The sequence below is a fragment of the Streptomyces sp. NPDC025618 genome, assembly GCF_055558795.1.
On record NZ_JBVHLW010000019.1, the window covers coordinates 105,221 to 124,328 of the forward strand.

Annotated in this window: 16 protein-coding genes; 13 read left to right on the plus strand and 3 right to left on the minus strand. The window is 71.5% G+C overall.

Annotated features, from left to right (window positions below):
* The first annotated feature begins 136 nt into the window (after window positions 1-136).
* On the plus strand, window positions 137-826 hold the full coding sequence (locus ACZ4A5_RS18175; RefSeq protein ID WP_467584397.1) for a TetR/AcrR family transcriptional regulator: 690 nt from the start codon (window positions 137-139) through the stop codon (window positions 824-826).
* Window positions 827-835: 9 nt separating this feature from the next.
* Here the strand turns inward: ACZ4A5_RS18175 and ACZ4A5_RS18180 are convergent, their stop codons facing one another.
* Complete coding sequence (locus ACZ4A5_RS18180; RefSeq protein WP_467584399.1) at window positions 836-1,198, minus strand: VOC family protein; 363 nt, start codon at window positions 1,196-1,198, stop codon at window positions 836-838.
* 130 nt (window positions 1,199-1,328) lie between these two features.
* Here ACZ4A5_RS18180 and ACZ4A5_RS18185 point away from each other — a divergent pair, with 130 nt between their 5' ends.
* Complete coding sequence (locus ACZ4A5_RS18185; protein ID WP_467584402.1) at window positions 1,329-2,450, plus strand: serine hydrolase domain-containing protein; 1,122 nt, start codon at window positions 1,329-1,331, stop codon at window positions 2,448-2,450.
* A 21-nt stretch (window positions 2,451-2,471) separates the two neighbouring features.
* On the opposite strand, the gene ACZ4A5_RS18190 is transcribed toward ACZ4A5_RS18185, so the two are convergent.
* Window positions 2,472-4,034, minus strand: coding sequence for an amidase family protein (locus tag ACZ4A5_RS18190; RefSeq protein WP_467584405.1), 1,563 nt, complete (start codon window positions 4,032-4,034; stop codon window positions 2,472-2,474).
* A gap of 137 nt (window positions 4,035-4,171) precedes the next feature.
* Here ACZ4A5_RS18190 and ACZ4A5_RS18195 point away from each other — a divergent pair, with 137 nt between their 5' ends.
* Window positions 4,172-4,780 (plus strand): GNAT family N-acetyltransferase, encoded by a 609-nt coding sequence (locus tag ACZ4A5_RS18195; protein ID WP_467584408.1) that lies wholly within the window; start codon window positions 4,172-4,174, stop codon window positions 4,778-4,780.
* 53 nt (window positions 4,781-4,833) lie between these two features.
* Here ACZ4A5_RS18195 and ACZ4A5_RS18200 read toward each other — a convergent pair whose 3' ends face one another.
* On the minus strand, window positions 4,834-6,150 hold the full coding sequence (locus ACZ4A5_RS18200; protein WP_467584411.1) for a cytochrome P450: 1,317 nt from the start codon (window positions 6,148-6,150) through the stop codon (window positions 4,834-4,836).
* A gap of 505 nt (window positions 6,151-6,655) precedes the next feature.
* Here ACZ4A5_RS18200 and ACZ4A5_RS18205 point away from each other — a divergent pair.
* The 10 genes from ACZ4A5_RS18205 (at window position 6,656) to ACZ4A5_RS18250 (ending at window position 18,956) form a co-directional block, all read left to right on the plus strand.
* Window positions 6,656-7,897, plus strand: coding sequence for a hydroxymethylcytosylglucuronate/cytosylglucuronate synthase (locus ACZ4A5_RS18205; protein ID WP_467584414.1), 1,242 nt, complete (start codon window positions 6,656-6,658; stop codon window positions 7,895-7,897).
* Window positions 7,898-7,940: 43 nt separating this feature from the next.
* Window positions 7,941-8,930: a cytosylglucuronate decarboxylase gene (gene blsE, locus ACZ4A5_RS18210; protein ID WP_467584417.1), complete on the plus strand. Its 990-nt coding sequence runs from the start codon at window positions 7,941-7,943 to the stop codon at window positions 8,928-8,930.
* Window positions 8,918-9,835, plus strand: a complete 918-nt coding sequence (blsF, locus tag ACZ4A5_RS18215) for a CGA synthase-related protein (RefSeq protein WP_467584420.1) — start codon at window positions 8,918-8,920, stop codon at window positions 9,833-9,835. Before blsE ends, blsF begins: the two co-directional genes overlap by 13 nt.
* Before the next feature lie 35 nt (window positions 9,836-9,870).
* A complete protein-coding gene (gene blsG / locus ACZ4A5_RS18220) occupies window positions 9,871-11,037 on the plus strand; it encodes an arginine 2,3-aminomutase (protein ID WP_467584422.1) in 1,167 nt (388 codons plus the stop codon).
* Window positions 11,034-12,212: a DegT/DnrJ/EryC1/StrS family aminotransferase gene (locus ACZ4A5_RS18225; protein ID WP_467584425.1), complete on the plus strand. Its 1,179-nt coding sequence runs from the start codon at window positions 11,034-11,036 to the stop codon at window positions 12,210-12,212. The genes blsG and ACZ4A5_RS18225 overlap by 4 nt, the downstream gene beginning before the upstream one ends.
* Window positions 12,209-13,474: an ATP-grasp domain-containing protein gene (locus ACZ4A5_RS18230; RefSeq protein ID WP_467584428.1), complete on the plus strand. Its 1,266-nt coding sequence runs from the start codon at window positions 12,209-12,211 to the stop codon at window positions 13,472-13,474. The genes ACZ4A5_RS18225 and ACZ4A5_RS18230 overlap by 4 nt, the downstream gene beginning before the upstream one ends.
* The gene (locus ACZ4A5_RS18235) at window positions 13,471-14,682 is read left to right on the plus strand and encodes an MFS transporter (protein ID WP_467584431.1); all 1,212 of its coding nucleotides are present in this window, start codon (window positions 13,471-13,473) and stop codon (window positions 14,680-14,682) included. Before ACZ4A5_RS18230 ends, ACZ4A5_RS18235 begins: the two co-directional genes overlap by 4 nt.
* A 99-nt stretch (window positions 14,683-14,781) precedes the next feature.
* Window positions 14,782-16,641, plus strand: a complete 1,860-nt coding sequence (locus ACZ4A5_RS18240) for a hypothetical protein (RefSeq protein ID WP_467584434.1) — start codon at window positions 14,782-14,784, stop codon at window positions 16,639-16,641.
* 57 nt (window positions 16,642-16,698) lie between these two features.
* A complete protein-coding gene (locus ACZ4A5_RS18245; RefSeq protein WP_467584438.1) occupies window positions 16,699-17,316 on the plus strand; it encodes a class I SAM-dependent methyltransferase in 618 nt (205 codons plus the stop codon).
* Between the two features lie 194 nt (window positions 17,317-17,510).
* Window positions 17,511-18,956, plus strand: coding sequence for a glyceraldehyde-3-phosphate dehydrogenase (locus ACZ4A5_RS18250; protein ID WP_467584442.1), 1,446 nt, complete (start codon window positions 17,511-17,513; stop codon window positions 18,954-18,956).
* Window positions 18,957-19,108: the final 152 nt, after the last annotated feature.

A 19,108-nucleotide genomic window follows, 5' to 3' on the forward strand; every position in this document is an offset into this window, starting at 1 on the left:
TCAAGTGGGGAGTGCTCCCCGCTTGATGGTCCGACCCTAACAAGCGAAACGGGGAGTGGTCCACGTTTTGTTGTTAGGGTGCTGTCGGCGACAGTGGGGGCTGAATCGGCATACGGCGCGGGAGCGGTGAGGGACAGTGAGTGCGGAGCGAAGCGGCGGGTCATCGCCGGAAGGCGGCCGGCGGGCCCCGCTGCGGCGGGACGCCCAGCGCAACCGCGAGCTGCTGATCGCCGCGGCCCGCGAGGTCTACGCCGAGCAGGGCATGGAAGCGCCGCTCGACGAGATCGCGCGCCGGGCCGGAGTCGGCAACGCCACCCTCTACCGGCGCTTCCCCACCCGCGGCGCGCTCATCGAGGCCGTCTTCGGCGACTCGCTCAACGACACCCTCCGCCGCGGCGAGGAGGCCCGGATGGCCGAGGACGCCTGGGAGGGCCTGGTCCGCTACCTCGAGTACATCTTCGAGGGCCTGGCCGCCGACCGGGGCTCCAACGACCTGATGACCACGGGCGTCCAGGACGTACCCTCCCTGGACGCCCTCAAGGCCCACCACCACCGGACGGTTTCCCTGCTGATCCGCCGTGCCCAGGAACAGGGTTCGATGCGCGGCGACATCGTCACGGAGGACCTGCTCTTCATGCTGGCGGCCCTCGGGCGCGTCGTCCCCGCCTCCGTCACGGCCGCGCCCGGCGCCTGGCCGCGCCACCTCCACCTGCTGCTCAGCGGACTGCGGGCCGAGGCCGCCGCCGCGTTGCCCGCCGCGCCGCTCACCGCCGACCAGCTCTCGGCGGCGCTGCTGGATCTCGCCGCGCCGAAACAGCAGGGCTGACGCGCCCGGCTACTCCACGGCCTCCAGGAATTCGAGCCGGTTGCCCACCGGGTCCTCGGAGTGGAAGCGCTTGTGGCCCGGCAGGTCGTCGTCCCAGGTGACCTGGGCGCCACGCTCCTCCAGCCGGGCGGCGTACGCCTCGATCCCGGCGACCCGCAGCCCCGGGTGGGCCTTCTTCGCGGGCCGGAAGTCAGCCTCGATGCCCAGGTGGAGCTGGACCGGACCGGCCTGGAACCAGCAACCGCCCCGGGCCGCGAGAACCGGGGGCTTGGCTATCTCGGTCATGCCGAGCATCCCCGCGTAGTACCCCCGCAGTCGGTCCTCGCTGCCGGGCGGGGCGGCGAGCTGCACGTGGTCGACGGCAACGAGCATCGGGGCGGGCCTCCTCTTGTCGGCAGCAACCTGCGCTCGTCCGCGCGGCCGTCCCATCCTGCCGCCACCGGCGCCTCCCGCCAACGCTTCGGCCGGCCGTTTGTCACCGGTATCCGCGACCATGGCCGACATGGAGATTCACGGCAGTTGCAGCGACCGGTTCAGCGCCGTACGGAAGGAGTTCGCCGACTCCCTGCGCGGCGGAGCGGACGTCGGCGCCTCGGTGGCGATCCACCTCGACGGCGAGCCCGTCGTCGACCTGTGGGGCGGCCACGCCGACCAGGCACGTACGGAACCCTGGCAGCGCGACACCATCACCAACGTGTGGTCCCTCACGAAGACGATGACCACGCTGTGCGCCCTCCTCCTCGTCGACCAGGGTGAACTCGGCCTGTCCACGCCGGTCGCGACCTACTGGCCCGAGTTCGGTACCGCGGGGAAGGAGCGTATCGAGGTCCGGCATCTGCTCGGCCACACCGCGGGCCTCCCCGACTGGGATCAGCCCATGGCGCTCGACGATTTATGCGACTGGGAGAAGGCCACCACCCTGCTGGCTCGCCAAGCACCCCGCTGGGAGCCCGGTACGGCGTCCGGCTATCACCGGTTCACCCATGGCTTCCTGATCGGTGAAGTCGTCCGCCGCATCTGCCGGCAGTCGATCGGCGCGTTCTTCGCCGATCACATCGCCGGCCCGCTGGGCGCCGATTTCCACATCGGCCTCGCAGCCGACCACGATCACCGTGTCTCCGAGGTCATCCCGCCGACGGCGCCCGCCCCCGCGGCCAATCCACAGGTGACGATTCCCGTCGGCGCCTACGTGACCGCCCAGGACACCAGGAGCGTCCAGTGGCGCCGTGCCGAGATCCCCGCCGCGGCGGGGTACGGGAACGCGCGGTCCGTGGCCGCGGTCCAGTCGGTACTGGCCACCGGCGGCGCGGCCCCCGCGGCGCGCCTTCTCTCCGAAGCCACCTGCCGTGCGGTGTTCCGCGAACAGTCGCACGGCATCGACCTCGTGCTCGGCACTCCGCTGCGTTTCGGCGTGGGCTACGCCCTCAACGCTTATGACGCACCGGTGCGCACGGCCGGCCCCCGCACCTGCTATTGGGGTGGAAGAGGCGGATCACTCGTCGTCAACGACCTCGACGCGCGCATGACCTTCGCGTACGTGATGAACCAGATGACCCACCTCGGCCTCACCGACCCACGCGGCCAGAGGCTTCTCCGCGCCGCCCACACGGCACTGACGCCCTGACCGGAACCCCTGCCGGAGCGTTCAGCGGATGGCATCCCGCCCCACCGACGGCACATAGCGCGGTGCCCGCCAGGCGTTCAGCCGGTGCTCCACCGCGGCCCCCAGCGACAGCAGGCTGGTGTCCTGGTGGTCGCCCGCCATCAGGAGGAGGCCGACGGGGAGTTCGTTCACGGATCCGGCGGGCACCGACAGCGACGGGTATCCGGCGACAGCCGCGGGGGTGGAGGACGGGATCACGTCGTTGTCGCCCCGCGCGCAGTCGGTCGTCCAGGCCGGCGGGTTCGTCGGCGAGGCGATGGCGTCCAGATGGTGGGCCGCCATGGTCTCGTCGATCGAGCGGCGGGAGAGGTCCTTCAACTCCGCGCGCATGGCCCGGTACTTCGGGTCGGTGACGCCAGGCGCGGCGAGGGCCTGCTCGAAGAGCTCCTGGCCGGCGAAGCAGGTCCGTTCCGCGGGGTGGGCGCGGTTGAATTCGATCAGCTCGGCGAGGTCGCGAGGGCCGTGACGAGTGGCGAGGTAGGCGTCGATGTCGCGGTGGAACTCGCTCAGCAGCGCGGGGAACTCGAGCTCGGCGAGCCGCTCCTGGTACGGGGGTGTCACCTCGACGACCTCGGCTCCCGCGGCGCGCAGCTTCCGCGCCGTACGGCTCATCAGCTCGTCCGCCTTCGGGCCGAGCGAGGGAAGCCGCCACAGGCCGATCCGTTGGCCCCGCAGATCCCCGGGGCGCGGCGTACCGCCCGAGGCGCCACCGCTCAGCACGGACAGGGTGAGCGCGACGTCGGTCACGTTGCGCGCCATGGGTCCCGCGGTGTCCTGCTCGGCGGAGATCGGCACCACTCCGGCCCGGCTGACCAGCCCGAGGCTGGGCTTGTGGCCGACGACCCCGTTCATCCCGGCCGGGCACACGATGGAGCCGTCGGTCTCCGTGCCGATCGCCACCTGCGAGAGCGACGCGGCGAGCGCGGCGGCGGAGCCGGAGGACGATCCGCACGGGTTGCGGTCCAGTACGTACGGATTGCTGGTCTGCCCGCCCACCGCCGACCACCCTGATGTCGGCTTCGCCGAGCGGAAGTTCGCCCACTCGGACAGGTTGGTCTTGCCGAGAATCACCGCCCCCGCCTCCCGCAGCCGGGTCACCAGGGCGGCGTCGGCGTCCGGCGGGGTCCCGGCCAGCGCCAGCGAGCCCGCCGTCGTCGGCATGTCGCGGGTGTTCACGTTGTCCTTGAGCAGGACGGGTATGCCGTCCAGCGGGCCGCGCGCGGCGCCGTGCCGATGTCTGGCATCGCTGGCGGCGGCCTGGCGCAAGGCCGTCGGGTCGGTGCGCAGCACCGCGTTGATCCTGGGGTTGACGGTCTTGATCCGCCCCAGGTAGGCGGCGGTCAGTGCCGACGAGGTCAGCGAACCGTCGGCCATACGGTCCTGCAATTCCGGGATGGTCACCGTGTCGAGGTCGACCCCCAGTCTCGGAGGCGGACCGCCTGCGTCACCGGCTCCGGCGGCTTCCGCGCGCGGATACGGCGTGCCCGCGAGCAGGGATCCCACGACCAGCGTGGCGATCAGTGTGGCAACGCTCCTCATCTTCATGGGGGCCAGCGGACTATACGCCGACGGCCCGCCGCAAGGGTGCCGTTTCCGGGGCCCCGCCCGCGCGCCTGGCGGCCATGCCGCGTGAACCGGGGCCCGGCAACTCCACCCAAGATCACTACATGCACAATGCACGTATGGCGATGACCAATATGCCGAAGACGGCAGAGATCGACGATGCCGCGTCCATCAGTCGCTCCCTGGCCCGTGCCTTCGACGACGACCCGATGATGCGTTGGTTCTTCCCTGACGACTCCTCACGCCAGGAGTCGCTGGGGAGTTACTTCACCACCATCTTCACCCGGCAGTACGCGCACAACGGCGTGTGTGAGCGCACCGAGGACGCCGCGGCCTTCTGGGTGCCGGCGGAGGCTCAGGACAAGGCCGTTCCCGACGCGGAGACCATCCAGCGGCTGCTGGCCATCCTCGGAGACCGGGCCGGGCTGTTCAAGGACGCCGTCGGGGCGGCCGCCGAGCACACCCCCCAGGAACCGCACTGGTCCCTGGCGCTGATCGGTGCCGACCCCGCCGTCCAGGGCCAGGGGCAGGGTGGCGCTCTGCTGCGCTCGGGCCTGGCCAAGGCCGACGCGGCGGGTCTGCCCGTCTATCTGGAGTCCTCCAAGGAGTCCAATCTCCCTGTCTACGCCCACTTCGGCTTCACCGTGCGCGAGGAACTGCCGCTGCCGGGAGGCGGGCCGACGCTGTGGACGATGTGGCGCGAGCCGCGCCGGCCGGCCGACGCCTGATCCGGTTCATGCCAGGGGGCCGGCAGCGCGCGGTCGCGCCTGCCGGTTCCCCCTCAGCCTCGCGGGCTCACCGTCATGCGGATGTCGTCGGCCGCCCAGAGCACGAAGCGTTCCACCGGGATCACCTCGTGCTCCGGCACGGGCCGGAACCGCAGGCGCTTGAGCAGGACGGCCAGGATCAGTTCCGCCTCGACCATGGCCAGGGCGGCACCCTCGCAGCCGCGCGGCCCGAGGCCGAAGGGGAGGTAGGCCAGCCGCGGCCGCTTGGCCGTCTCCTGCGGGGTGAAGCGCTCGGGCACGAACCTCTCGGGCTCGGGCCAGTGGCCGGGGTTCATGTGGACGGCCCAGAAGGGGTAGAAGACGGTCGTCCCGGCCGGGATCTCGTAGTCCCCCAGGAGGAGGGCCTCGGTCGTCTCCCGCGCGCCGTACGGGCCGGGCGGGTAGAGCCGCATCGCTTCCTTGAGCACCATCTCCAGGTACGTCAGCCTTCGCAGGTCGGCGTATCCGGGCGCCGTACGGTCACCGAGCACGCGGTCGAGCTCGTCGGCGACGCGTCCGGCGGCCTCGGGGTGCCGGCCCAGCAGGTGCAGGGTCCATGAGACGGCCACCCCGGTCGTGTGGTGGGCGGCCAGCATCACCACCATGACGGTGTCGCGGATCCGCGCGGGCCGTTCACCGGCCTCGGTGAGCGCGCCGATCAGGTCGCTCCCCTCCGCGCGGTCGCCGCGACGGTGTGCCGCGACCACCCGGTCGACCACCGCGCGCAGGTAGGCGAGGGCCTTTGCCGCCCGCTCGGCACGCCGCTCCCCCGGGTCCGGCGGCGGCGCCTGGTAGAGCCGCCCCAGATGTTCGGTGAGCACCTCTTCGAACGCCGCGACGACGCGGTCCGGGTCCTCGGCCTCGCCGCCCAGCGCGTACTCGCAGATCATCCGCAGCGACAGCGCGGTGAGGTCCTTCTGCAGTTCCACGGGCCCCTGGCCGGCGCGTCCGGCCCAGCGGTCCGCGAGCGCGGTGACCAGCTCGGTGAACCGCGCGAAGTGCCGCTCGTGCGAGGGGCGTCCGGCCAGCACCGACAGCAGCAGACGCCGCCACGGCGTGTGCTCGCCGGCCGGCATCACCTGCGCATTGCCCGCCTCGAACAGCGGGGCCAGGAACGCGAACAACCTCTCCGGCCGCTTGTCGAGGTGGGCCGTGGCCTCCAGTAGTACGGGGTCGGCGACCGACACGGCCGCGTCCGCGCCCGGGAGCTGGAACCGCACGACAGGGCCGTACTCGGCGTGCAGCCGCAGCTGGTAGACGTGCAGTCCGCCCGCCGCCGCGATGGCACCGGCCCCGCCGTCCGCCCGGGGGTCGGGACCTGGGATGTCCATGGCGTTTCCTCCTCGCCGACGGTCCGGATCACGCGCCGCGTTCCGTACGACGGCGCTCGCTCTCCACGGACCACAGGATGCGGCCCTTGTCGCCGGCCACGCCAGACACCGACACAGGGAACCCGGACGGACGCGACCGCCATCCGACTACCCGATTTCGGTCATATCGCGCTGTTCGACACTTCAGCTCACCTCACCGCCAGGCACCGCATGTCCCGCTTCCCCTCGCCCCACCCTCCCCAGGAGATCCGTGCTCCGGCCACGCCGGCGTGCCGGACAGCAGACAGAACATTCGACGCCCTTCCCTCACCGGGCCCCACCGTTCGAGCGGTGGCCTGAATCAGCCGATACCGGACCTTGCGCCCTCCAGGGGACATCCGTGAACGTTGAGTGCACGCACCACCGGACAGCGGATGCACACAACTCCGCTACCTCCTTGGCCAATTGCGCCTTCGCACCGCTCGCCCGACAGTCGCGGCCCGTTCCGGAAAGCGAGAGTGAACCGATGCTCCCTGTCCCCGAGGACGCCGACGCCCGGCCGGGCCGCGGCACGGCGTCCGGGCTCTCCGCCACGTGCGCTGAGCCCGTGACCGTGGCCGTCGCCGGCGTCGAGTTCGGCTGGGGCAGTTCGGGGAAGCTGAGCGCCGTCCTGTCCGCACTGCGCGAGAGGTCTCCGGCGCCGCTCCGCTTCATCGGCCTGGCCTCGCGTCTCGGGCGCCCCGTACTGGCCGGGCACGGCATCCACCGCTGGCACGACCTGCCGGACGGCGGCGCCGTCGAGGACATCGTGGCGTCGGAGGGCGTACGAGCCGCGGTGGTCGTCCTCGACGGGCCCGCCGCGATGGCGCTCGAAGACGCCGGAGTGCCCACGGTGTTCGTGGACAGCCTCCCCTTCATGTGGTCCGAGGGCGACCGCCCCACGCTGCCGCTGAACGTGACGGTCTACTGCGCCCAGCAGTGCATGGAGCTTCCCCCCGAATGCCGTGACGTGCTGGCCTCCGTCCGCGCCCTGCGCTGGGTCGAGGCGGTCATCGGCACTCCCCCGGTCACGGGCACCGCCGGCCGCTCGCCGGGCGGACCGTACCGCAGGGCCCTGGTCAGCATGGGCGGGCTGCGCGCGCCCCGGCTCGACGACTGGACGGCCTACCCCCGCATCGTCGTTCCCGCCGCCCTCGAAGCGCTCGCGGCCCACGGGGTGCGGGAGGCGCATGTGGCGGGCAACCTTCCCGCCGGCCTGGCCGACCGGCTCATCGGCCGCGGGGCCGGAGAGCTGCGCGTGACGGCGGGCGCGCTGTCCCACGGTGAATTCCTCGCCGGGCTCGCCGACTTCGACGTCCTGCTCACTTCGCCGGGGCTCACCACACTGCTGGAGGCCGGAAGCCTGCGCGTCCCCACCGTCTGCCTGCCTCCGCAGAACCTGAGCCAGATCTTCAACAGCCGCTTCCACAGCCGGGCGGTCGACGCCGACGTGCGAGTGATCTGGCCCAAGGACGTCTTCTGCGAGGACGAGGCCCTGGCCCTGCGCTCCCAGGGCGAGGGCGAGGCCCTGGGCCTGATCTACGACGGGATCAGTGCCGCCGCTGCCGGCACCGTCGCCTCACTTCAAGAAGGAATCCTGACCGCCCTGTCGCATTCCCGGACGGTCACCGACTGGGGCGCGCTCACCACCGGCATCGGCGCCGACGGCGCCGCCCAGGTGGCCGACGCGCTGCTGGCGATGGTGGGTCAAGACCCTCATCCCGCTTGACCTGCCCACATCTCCCTCTCAGCGAACGGCCGGGATGCCCTCCATGCACGAGCGTCACCGCTATCTCTTCATCAGGATCCTGGAAGCCTGCAACGCCGACTGCTTCATGTGCGACTTCGCCCTCTCCCGCGACACCTACCGTTTCTCCCGCGCGGAATTCGATGAACTGCTGCCCGAAGCCACGGCCGCCGGGGTGGGTTACGTACGGTTCACCGGCGGGGAACCACTCATGCACCAGGACGTCGTCGAGCTGGTGAGCGCGGGTACGGCCGCGGGCATGCGGATGTCCCTCATCACCAACGGGATGCTGCTGCCCAGGATGGCGGAGCGCCTCGCCGGAGCGGGCCTGGCACAGGTCATCGTCAGCCTCGACGGCGCGTCGGGCGCGACCCACGACGTCTACCGGCGCTCCCCCGGCATGTTCGACAACGCCTTGCGGGGCCTTCGCGCCATCGCGGCCCTCGGCGTCCTGCCGCGGGTGAACACGGTGGTCGGACCGCACAACTACGCCGAGATGCCCCGGCTTCAGCAGGTCCTCACGGACGCCGGGGTGCGGCAGTGGGAGCTCTCCGCTCTCAAGCTGGACCGCCCGGTCACCTATCCCGCGCCGGAACACGTGCGCGAGGTGTGCGACCCGGTCTACGACGCCGGCCCACCTCTCCTGGTCCCCATGGGGAAGCGGTTCTACGGGGACGCCCCTCAGGAGCGGGAGCAGTTCTTCACCCTGTCCCTGACGCCGCGCGCCTCCCGCCCGCTGTGCCATGTGGTCGACGACGTCATCTACATCGACGGCAGGTTCGGGCGTATGTACGCGTGCAGCTGCCTGCCGCACCGGGAGGCGGACGGCGGCCCCGGCGACGGTGCTCCGCTGCGGGAGAACGGTGTGCTCCTGCTCGATTCCCCGGTCTTCCGGTCGCACGCCGACTTCTTCCGCGAGAGGGGGCCGGAGCTGTGCGGCGGCTGCTCCACGACGGCCGCCGGTTACAGCGACGACGTCGCCCGGCTGGGGTCGGTGCGACCATGGGCGTACTGAGCACCGGCCACGGGCCGGCGGTCTCGCCCCGCAGGGTGCTGCTGGTGTCCCGGGACGCGGAGCTTGACTCGCTGCTGGCCCGGCACCGCGTCGCGGCGCATCTCGGTGAGCTCACGACGGTCAGGGTGGTCTCCGGCGGTGCGCTCCCGGACGCGGCCCTGGTCTGCGACGACGAGGCGGCCACGGAACAGCTGTCGGAACTCGGCGTCCCCGTCGTACATCTGACGTCGGGTCACACAAATGCCGCCCCCTCCCCCGCGCCGGACGGGCGGGCCCTGCACCGCCTGCACCGGCCCGGCTGGCTGCCCGGTCCCTGGCCCGGGAGTGGCGGCCGGCCCACGGGGGCGCTCGCGCCCGCCCGCCTGACCAGGAGCCGGACGCGAGCGGGCACCTTGCTGCTGCTGTCGTCCTGGGGCGTCCCGAGGGAGGAGTCCGAGGCGTTCGCCCTGGGCCCGCTGCGAGCGCTGGTGTGTGCGGCGGTGCGGCGTACGGGCCGGTGCGAGGTGGTCTGCGACACCCGGCTCGCGCCGGTCCGTACCGCGCTCGACGGCCTCGCCGGACCCGGGGAGGTGCGGCTGAGCCGTGCCGCCGATGCGGACGTCGACGCCCTGCACTCCGCCACCGCGGTCTTCCTGGCCTCGCCGACGCTGGGGGCGCTGGCGCTCGCCCAGGCACGGCACGCGCCTGTCGTGTTCCTCCCGCCGCTGGGGCCCGTGCAACGGGACCTCGCCGAGCGCGTGGCGCGGGCCGTTCCCGTGCCCGTGGCGACCGGCGGCGAGGACGCCTCCTGGTGGGTTTCCCGGGGCGAGGGGCCGTGGGCCGCGCTCGATCCGGACCTGGACGACCTGCGGGGCGCTCAGCGCGTCGCCCGCAGTCTCCGTCAGCTCTCGCTCGCCCCGATGTGAACGCACGTCGCTTTCCGGAGCCCCTTGGAGCCGCCATGTCCGCAACGCCCGGCGAACCCGAACCGACCGCAGACCCCGCTCCCTTCCGGCCCCGGGTCCCCGCCGCCGAGTGGGACGACTGGCGCTGGCACATGCGCAAGCGCATCACCAGCGTCGGGAAGGCCCGCCAGTGGATCAACCTCAGCGCCGAGGAGGAGAAGGCCATCGCCGGGTCGGCGGGGAAATACCGCTGGAGCATCACGCCCTACTACGCGTCCTTGATGGACCCCGACGACCCCGCCTGCCCGGTCCGCCTCCAGGCCGTGCCCGCGCCGGGAGAGCTGGTGGAGTTCCCCGGTGCCGAGGTCGACCCGGTCGGTGACACGTACTACCGCAAGACCAACCGGGTGGTGCACAAATACCCGGACCGGGTGATCCTGCTGGTCACCGAGGCATGCCCGGTCTACTGCCGGCATTGCACCCGCAAGTTCCACACCACCGATGTGCACGGCACCTACTTCCGTGACGACGAGGGCGGGGCGTTCGACGAGGACCTGCGCTACATCGCCGAGCACCCGGAGATCCGGGACGTCCTGCTCACCGGCGGCGATCCGCTGTCCTACCGGGACGGCAAGCTGGAGGAGATCGTCTCCGGGCTGCGGGCGATCCCCAGCGTGGAGGTCATCCGCATCGGCAGCCGCTTCCCGGTGCTGCTGCCGCAGCGGATCACCGAGGAGCTGTGCGCGATGCTCGCGCGCCACCATCCCGTGTGGCTGAACACGCACTTCAACCACCCCAAGGAGATCACGGCCGAGTCCGCCGCCGCCGTGGACCGGCTGCTGCGGCACGGCATCCCGGTGGGCAACCAGACCGTGCTGCTACGCGGGATCAACGACGACGTCACCACGATGCGCACGCTCATGACGGAGCTGCTGCGCATCCGGGTGCGCCCCTACTACCTCTACCACTGCGACAACGTCACCGGTGTCTCGCACTTCATGACCTCCGTCGAGAAGGGCTGGGAGATCATGGAGGGCCTCCAGGGCCACATCACCGGGTTCGGGGTGCCGCAGTACGTCCTGACCACCCGGATCGGCAAGATCCCCCTCGCGCGACCGTACTTCGCCCGCACCGCCGACGGCCTGAGGCTCCGCAACCACCAGGGCCAGGAGATGACCGTCGACGCCACCGCGTACCCGATCACGGAGCCCGATGCGCCATGACTCTTGACAAGCGGCTGGGACAGCGTTTCCTCCCCTACGGTGCCAACTACCTCGACTGGTCCGACATGCGCGAGCTGCGCGAGGCCGTCGAGCACGGCGTGCTCTTCCGCTATCAGACGGAGGACGAGAGCATCGCCTCCCGGCTGGAGCGGCGGGCCGCCGAACGGCTGGGCGCGGGGCATGTGCTGGCGGTGCACAACTGCACCGAGGCCCTCCGGCTCGCCCTGATCTCCACCCGGCCGCGCAGTGGTGACCTCGTCCACATCCCTGCGGTCACGTTCGTGGCCGTCGCGGGCGCGGTCCTCTCCAGCGGCCTGATCCCGGTGCTCGTCGACGTCGACGACTCCCTCTCGCTGGACACCACGCTGCTGCCGCGGGGCACGCGGCGGGTGATCGTCGCCCATATGGAAGGCACGGTGGCGGCCCTCCCGCAGGGCGTGCCCTATGTCGTGGAGGACTGTGCCCAGGCGCTCGGCGCACGGTTTCCCGACGGCCGGCACGCGGGAACCGCGGGCTACGCGGGCACCTTCAGCTTCCACCACAACAAGGTGCTCACCTCGGGCGAGGGCGGACTGGTCGTCACCGGCGACGCGGATGCCTGGGCGACGATGCGCTGCTACCACGACCACGGCTCGGCGCGGGTGCCCGGCCGCTATCCGACGTGGGACCCGGACGCCCATTACGGGGAGAACTTCGTCACCAGCGAGGGCGTCGCGGCCATTCAGTACCAGCAGTTCCGCCACCTCGACGACCTGCTGGCGGGCCTGGAGCGCATGCACGCCCTCGCCATGGAGGAACTTCCCGACCGCCACGATCTCCAGGTCCTGCCGCGAGCGGCGGGGGACGCGAAGATCAGCCTGCGCTTCCGGTGGGAGAGCCGGGAGCTGCGCGACGCCGCCGTGGCCACGCTCACCGAGCGGGGTATCGCCAACTGGACGCTGAACAAATACCTCCTCCCCGAACACCCGGTGCTCACCGGACGGCGCTCCCTCTACAGCGACGGCTTCCCCTGGAACCTCGCGCCGGGCGGGCCCCTGGCCCTGAGCCGCGACGGCTTCGCCCGTACCCGCGACCTGCTCGACCGCACCCTGTGCGTGCCGCTGTCGCCGGAACTCCCCGAGCCCGGCCAGGTTCTCGCGGTCAAGGCCCTGCGCCAGGCCCTGGAGGCCGTATGAGCGGGCACGAACCGGCGCTGCTGATGGTGGACGACCGGGCCTCCACCTTCACCCGCCACGCCGCCCAGGCACTCGGTGAGCGGCTGGTGCTGCTGCGTTTCGCCGAGCTCCGCCGCGACCTCTCGGACGACCACCTGCGCCGGACCGCGCACCTGCCCGCCTTCTGGGTGCGCGCGGGCGCACCCCTGGAAGAGGAGGCCGAGCGCTACGCGACATGGGCCGACGGCCTGCCGGTACGCCCCGGGCGCTTCTGCAACCCCTCGGAGCCCCGGCAGGCCGTCGCCCAGCGGTTCGCGCGGCTGGCCGGCCTGCCGCACCTGACGGAACAGCAGGTGACCTGGGTCCGCGACAAGGCCGCGATGAAGGACAAGTTCCGGGAACTGGGGCTGCGCACCGCTCGCTACGCGCGCGTGGCGGACGCGGCCGGCGTCGAGCGGTTCGCCGCGCTCTGCGGCTGGCCGCTGGTGCTCAAGCCCACGGACTCCTTCGCCTGCGTCGACACCTACCGGCTCACCGGGCCCGCTTGTCTCGAAGACATCGACTTCACCGCGCGGGACTGGCTGGTGGAGGAGCACCTCGCCGGGACCGAGTGGGAGGTGTGCGGGCTCGTCCACGGCGGCGAGGTGCTGGACGCCTGGCCCAGCGCGATGCCCTGCCGCCCGCTGGACATCGTCGACGGCGCGATGAACGCCAACATCAGCGTGGCCACCGACGAGGGGCCGCCCGTCGACCTCCGCGCGCTGCTCCAGACCGTCACCACCGGCATGGGCATCGACCACGGCTATCTGCACATGGAGTTCTTCCTCGTCGACGGGGAGATCCACGCCGGTGAGATCGGGGTACGGCCGGCGGGCTGCGAGATCACCGCGAACCACGGACTCGCCTACGGCTTCGACGTGTTCGGCGCCACCCTGGACGTCTACCTCGGCCGCCGCCCCTCGCTCCGCTACGGCGAGCGGCGCTGCGCGGGCGACCTCCTGCTGCCCCTGCCGGGGTCGGGCACCGTGCGGGCCGTCACCCCGGGCGAGGAACTGCTGCGCATCCCCGGGGTCGTCGAGGCCGTTCTCAAGGTGGGCGCCGGCGATACGGTGGCGGCACGCCGCGCCTCGCACAACGCGTCCGGGTACGTCCATGTGACAGGCACATCGATCGGGGAGGTGGAGCGCCGCATGCGAGCGGTCCTCGACGCCTTCACCATCGATGTCGTCCCGGCCACGGCACAGCGGGCCGACGCGGCCGCCGAAGGGAGACTGACACGGTGACCCGGAGACTGCCCCGCCGGTTCCTCGATCTGCTCACACGCCGTCATGTGGCCGGGCCCGCTTGGTGGAGCGTGGTCGCCAGGATGCCCGTGTATCTGATGTCGCTGGCCGTCGTGCTGGTGGTGCGGGAGCAGGGCGGCAGTTACGCACAGGCCGGCCTGGTCGCCGCCCTCTACACGGTCGGCATGGCCTTGGGCAGCCCGCTGATCGCCCGGCGTGTGGACCGCGGCGGCATGCGCCCCGTGCTCGTCGCCACCGGACTCCTCCATCCCTCGGCTCTCGGCGCGCTGGTGTGGGCCACCGGGCCCGGCGGCTGGGCCCAGCCGGTCCTGGCGGTCGTCGCCGGGGTCGCGCTGCCGCCGGCCAACGCCTGTATGCGCTCGCTGTGGGCACGGCTCCCCCTGAAGGACGAGGAGCGGGAGACCGCCTATCTGTGGGAGGCGCTGCTCACCGAGGTCCTCGTGATCGGGGCGCCGCTGATGCTGGCCGGCCTGATGCTGTCGGGCTCCGCCGGGCTCGCGCTCACGACGGTGGCCGCCGTCGGGGGCGCCGGTGCTCTGGGGCTCGCCTTCACCCGGCTTCCGGAGGGCACCGGGCAGAAGAGGCCGCGCGGCCTGCTGGGGCCCCTCAGAGAGGTCCCGATGCTCGCGCTGATGAGCATCATGACGGTGTGCTCCGTGCCCGTCGGGCTGATGACCCTGGCCATTCCGGCCTTCGTCGACGAGCACGGAGGCCGGGGCAGCACCGGTGTGGTGTACGCCTGTTGGGGTGTCGGCAGTGCGGTCGGCGCGCTGTGGCTCGGGCGTAGCCAGTCGAACGTGGCGGCGCACCTGCGCTTCCCGCGTCTGGTGTTCGCGTTCGCCGTCGGCACGGCCCTGCCGCTGCCGGCCACCTCGCAGCCGACGCTTGCGGTGGCCTTGGCGGTGGGCAGTGCGCCCATCGCTCTGGTGTCCGCGACCGAGATGACGCTGGTCAGCACGGTGGCGGACAGCAGGTCGCTGACCGAGGCGTTCACATGGGCCTCGCTGGCGACCGTGGTGGGTGACGCGGTGGGCCAGCAGGCCGGTGGTCTGCTCATCGAACCGGTCGGTGCCCACGGGGTGTTCGCGGTGGCGTCCGGCGTGGCACTGGCGGGGGCCGGGCTGGCGTTCGCCTGCCGCGGGGTGCTGGCCCATGGTGCCGGCGTGCCCGCGGAGTGCCCGGCGTGAGCGCTGTCCGGGCGGCCCGGGGCCCACCGCGTCGCCCCGTCTTCCGCCCGTTTCCGCCCCTCCCACCTGACCGGCGCAAGAAACACGAGGTAGACCCCCATGAACCGCTCCGTCACCGAACCGCCTTCCGCTCCTGTCTTCCGTCCGGTCGCCCGCGGGGGTTTCGCCGGTGCCGTCAAGGAATTCCTGGCGGACCCCGGCCGGCTGCCCGTGCCCGTACCGGTCGAGGGCCGTGCGGATCTCGGCCGGAGCGTGGAACTGGCCGCCGGCCTCTACGACGGCGTGTGCCCACCACCACGGGTGGACTTCGGCATCGTGCTGGGGTCGGGGGAACTGCTCGACGGTGTCGTGGAGTTGGCCCGCCCGCTCGCCCGGCGCTGGCTGCCGGAGGAGGAGCTGGACGGTGCCACCGGATTCCGGTATCCCGGATCGCTCGTGGTCGTCAGCGGCTACGACCGGCTCACTCTCGATCCCGTCAGGGCGCTGCTGCTGGCCTCGTACCGGGGTGCGGAACGCGCGCTGACGCTGCTGAGCGGGCGCGACGACGCCTCCGTCGCCTGGAACGTCGCCAAGCAGTACGGCCGGCCCGCCCCTGGTGTCGACGCGCTGGGCCTGTTCACCGACACGGACCGGCCGCCCCATCTGCCCGGTGTCCGCATCTTCGACGACCGTGACTTCGAGCGCGGTGACATCCAGCGTGAGATCCTCGGCACCCGGTGGCGCAGGGTCGTCTTCCAGGGCCACGGCAAGGACGACAGCGTCAACCTCGGTGAGTTCACCATCTGCGGCCTGAATCCCGCCGTGCCCGCCGCCCCGGGGCTGCTCGGCCCGCGCTGCGCCTACGGGCTGCCGTGCTACAAGCCCGAGGACAAGCTGATCCCCCTCCATCGCGTCGAGGCCGTGGAGGTGGTGCTCAGCGCCTGCAACAGCGGCCCGCTCGCCGACCTCGCGCTCTACGACCCCAAGTACCAGCTGCTGCTCAACGCCCTCGACGGGCCCGCCCGTACCGTCGTCTCCGCCGTCTCCGTGCACGACTCCGACCGGCCCGAGAACGTCGCGTGGATGCGGGCCGCCCTCACCGGGGCGGACTCCGTCGACACCCTCAACGCCAGCCTCGCCGGCTCGCACCCCTACCCGGCCTTCATGCGCTTCGGCATGCCGGAGGACCCCTCGCGGACGCCCGCCGCGCCCGCGCCGTCCGAGCACCACCCCGACCGGCTGGTGCTCACGACGGGACGCCGCCTGACCGCCCTGCTGGCCTCCGGACTCCTGCCGCACAACCACGGCTTGCGCCCCCGCCTGAGCAAGCTCGCCCGGAAGGTGGACCTGTGGGTGGCCCGTCCCACCCATCTCGCCGACCAGTCCTCCGAGGAGATCCGCTCCTCCCTCGCCGCGGATCTCCAGTCGCTCGACCACGCCATCGCCGAGGCGGTCACGGCGAACCCCGAGGACGAGATCATGAACTACCCCGCCCACTTCGGCGACCGCAGCTCGCTGGACCCGCAGGTGCGGGAGGTGACGTGTCACTGCGGGCGCCCGGCCCAGGAGTTCACCCGGCGCGGCCTGCTGCCGCACATCCTGGACACGACCTGCGCGGTCTGCATGCGCTGCGGCGATGTCACCTTCCGCGTGCCCGACGCCCCCGCGCTGCTGGCCCACGCCGCCGACGAGGTCGAGCAGGGCGGCCTGCTCGAGGTGCGCGCCGACCTGCTCGCGTCCCGCCCCGGGCCCGTACGGCTGGGCCTGTTCGTGCCGACGTACCTGCGCCAGGACACGACGGTCGAACCGGCCACGGTCAAGGTCCGGGGCTCCGCCGAGGAGCACCGGGACGTCACCTTCCGGGTGCGGTTCGCGCCCGGTACCGCACCGCAGGCGTACTACTTCACGGTGTTCGCCGTGCAGGACCTCGCCGTCTCCACGGCCCGGCGGCACTTCGGCGTCATCCCCCGCCACGCCTGAGGCGGCGCCCGGCACCACCTCGGCCCCCACCACCGGACGGACGAAGGACGGTTTGTCATGGAGAACCAGACCAAGCCCGCGATCGAACTCATCGAGCACGACGGCGAGGTGACCCTGAGCATCGGCGGCGAACAGGCCATGCAGGCATGGGAGCGCGACCTGATGTGGGCCAGTGCCGACCTGCTGTGCGAGCACGGCCACGACTTCTACGAGGTCGGCCTCGGGCTCGGTCTCTCCGCCCTGCGCATCGCGGGCCACCCCGCGACCCGCAGCCACACGGTCCTGGAGCTCTTCGACGAGGTCGAGAACCTCTTCCGCGCCCGGCATCCGGAACTGCCCGGCAACCTCACCATCGAGCGCGGTGACTTCTTCCGGCGCGTCTTCGAGCTGCCCTCGGAGAGCGTCGACGGGATGTTCTTCGACCCGGCGCTCGACATGCGCGTATGGACCGACAAGGAGCTGTGGGCCAGGACCATGCCGGAGGTCGTCCGGGTGCTGCGTCCCGGCGGTGTCTTCATCCCGTTCTTCAGCACCAAGCCGGAGCTGCGCTGGCAGTACCTCCCGCACTTCCGCACCATCCGTGTGGTGCGCCACCCGTATCTGGCGTACGACACCACCGAATACACCCATGGCATCAGCGGTGACGCCTACATCCAGTGCTTCCACAAGGACTGACGCCCTTCGGGGCGGCATCCGGTGAAGTGACGCGGAATACATCGAGCGGCGCGAGGAGCAGCGGGCGCGGGCCCTGATCGCCGGCCGGGCCCGGCCCGGGGCACCCTTGCGCGCCCCTGCGACAGGCACCCCCTGAAGAGCCGGAGCGGCGTGGGGTTAGCATATGAGCGCCGCCTAGCTCGAAAGATAAAACTGTGACTGTCAATGACGACTCGTTCACTAATTGGAAGAACCGCGAGGAGATCGCGGAGTCGATGATCCCGATCATCGGGAAGCTTCACCGGGAGCGGGACGTCACGGTCCTGCTGCACAGCCGCTCCCTGGTGAACAAGTCGGTGGTCAGCATTCTGAAGACCCACCGGTTCGCCCGGCAGATCGCCGGTGAGGAGCTCTCGGTCACCGAGACGCTGCCCTTCCTGCAGGCCCTCACCACCCTCGATCTCGGCCCTTCCCAGATCGACATCGGCATGCTCGCCGCGACCTACAAGGCCGACGACCGGGGACTGTCGGTGGCGGAATTCACCGCGGGCGCCGTCGTCGGGGCCACCGGCGCCAACAAGATCGAGCGCTGCGCGCCGCGTGACGTCGTCCTCTACGGCTTCGGCCGGATCGGCCGCCTCGTCGCCCGCCTGCTGATCGAGAAGGCGGGCTCCGGGAACGGCCTGCGACTGCGCGCGATCGTCGTCCGCCAGGGCGGTGACCAGGACATCGTCAAGCGCGCCTCACTGCTGCGGCGCGACTCCATCCACGGCCAGTTCCAGGGCACGATCACCGTCGACGAGGCGAACAGCACGATCATCGCCAACGGCAACGAGATCCGGGTGATCTACGCCAACGACCCGTCGGAGGTCGACTACACGGCGTACGGCATCAAGGACGCCATCCTCATCGACAACACCGGCAAGTGGCGCGACCGCGAGGGCCTCTCGAAGCACCTGCGCCCCGGCATCGAGAAGGTCGTCCTGACCGCGCCGGGCAAGGGCGACGTCCCCAACATCGTGCACGGCGTCAACCACGACACGATCAAGCCGGACGAGCAGATCCTGTCCTGCGCCTCCTGCACCACCAACGCGATCGTCCCGCCGCTGAAGGCGATGGCGGACGAGTACGGCGTCCTGCGCGGCCACGTGGAGACCGTCCACTCGTTCACCAATGACCAGAACCTGCTGGACAACTACCACAAGGCGGACCGTCGCGGCCGCTCGGCGCCGCTCAACATGGTCATCACCGAGACCGGCGCCGCCTCCGCCGTCGCCAAGGCGCTGCCCGATCTGAAGGCGCCGATCACCGGCAGCTCGATCCGTGTCCCGGTGCCGGACGTCTCCATCGCGATCCTCAGCCTGCGGCTCGGGCGCGAGACCACCCGCGACGAGGTCCTCGACTACCTCCGCAATGTGTCGCTGACCTCGCCGCTGAAGCGCCAGATCGACTTCACCACCGCCCCCGACGCGGTGTCGAGCGACTTCATGGGCTCACGCCACGCCTCGATCGTCGACGCCGGCGCCACCAAGGTGGACGGCGACAACGCCATCCTCTACCTCTGGTACGACAACGAGTTCGGCTACTCCTGCCAGGTCATCCGCGTCGTCCAGCACGTCTCCGGGGTGGAGTACCCGACCTACCCGGTTCCGGCGGCCTGATCGCACGCACCGTCCCCGGTCACCTGGGCCGCCAGGTGACCGGGGACGGTGCGGGTGCTAGGGACTGTGTGAGGTTGCGATCAACTGGTTGTTTTCAGGAGGTCGTTGATCCAGATCATCGAGGCGCGGAGATGGAGGCCTGCGAGGTAGCT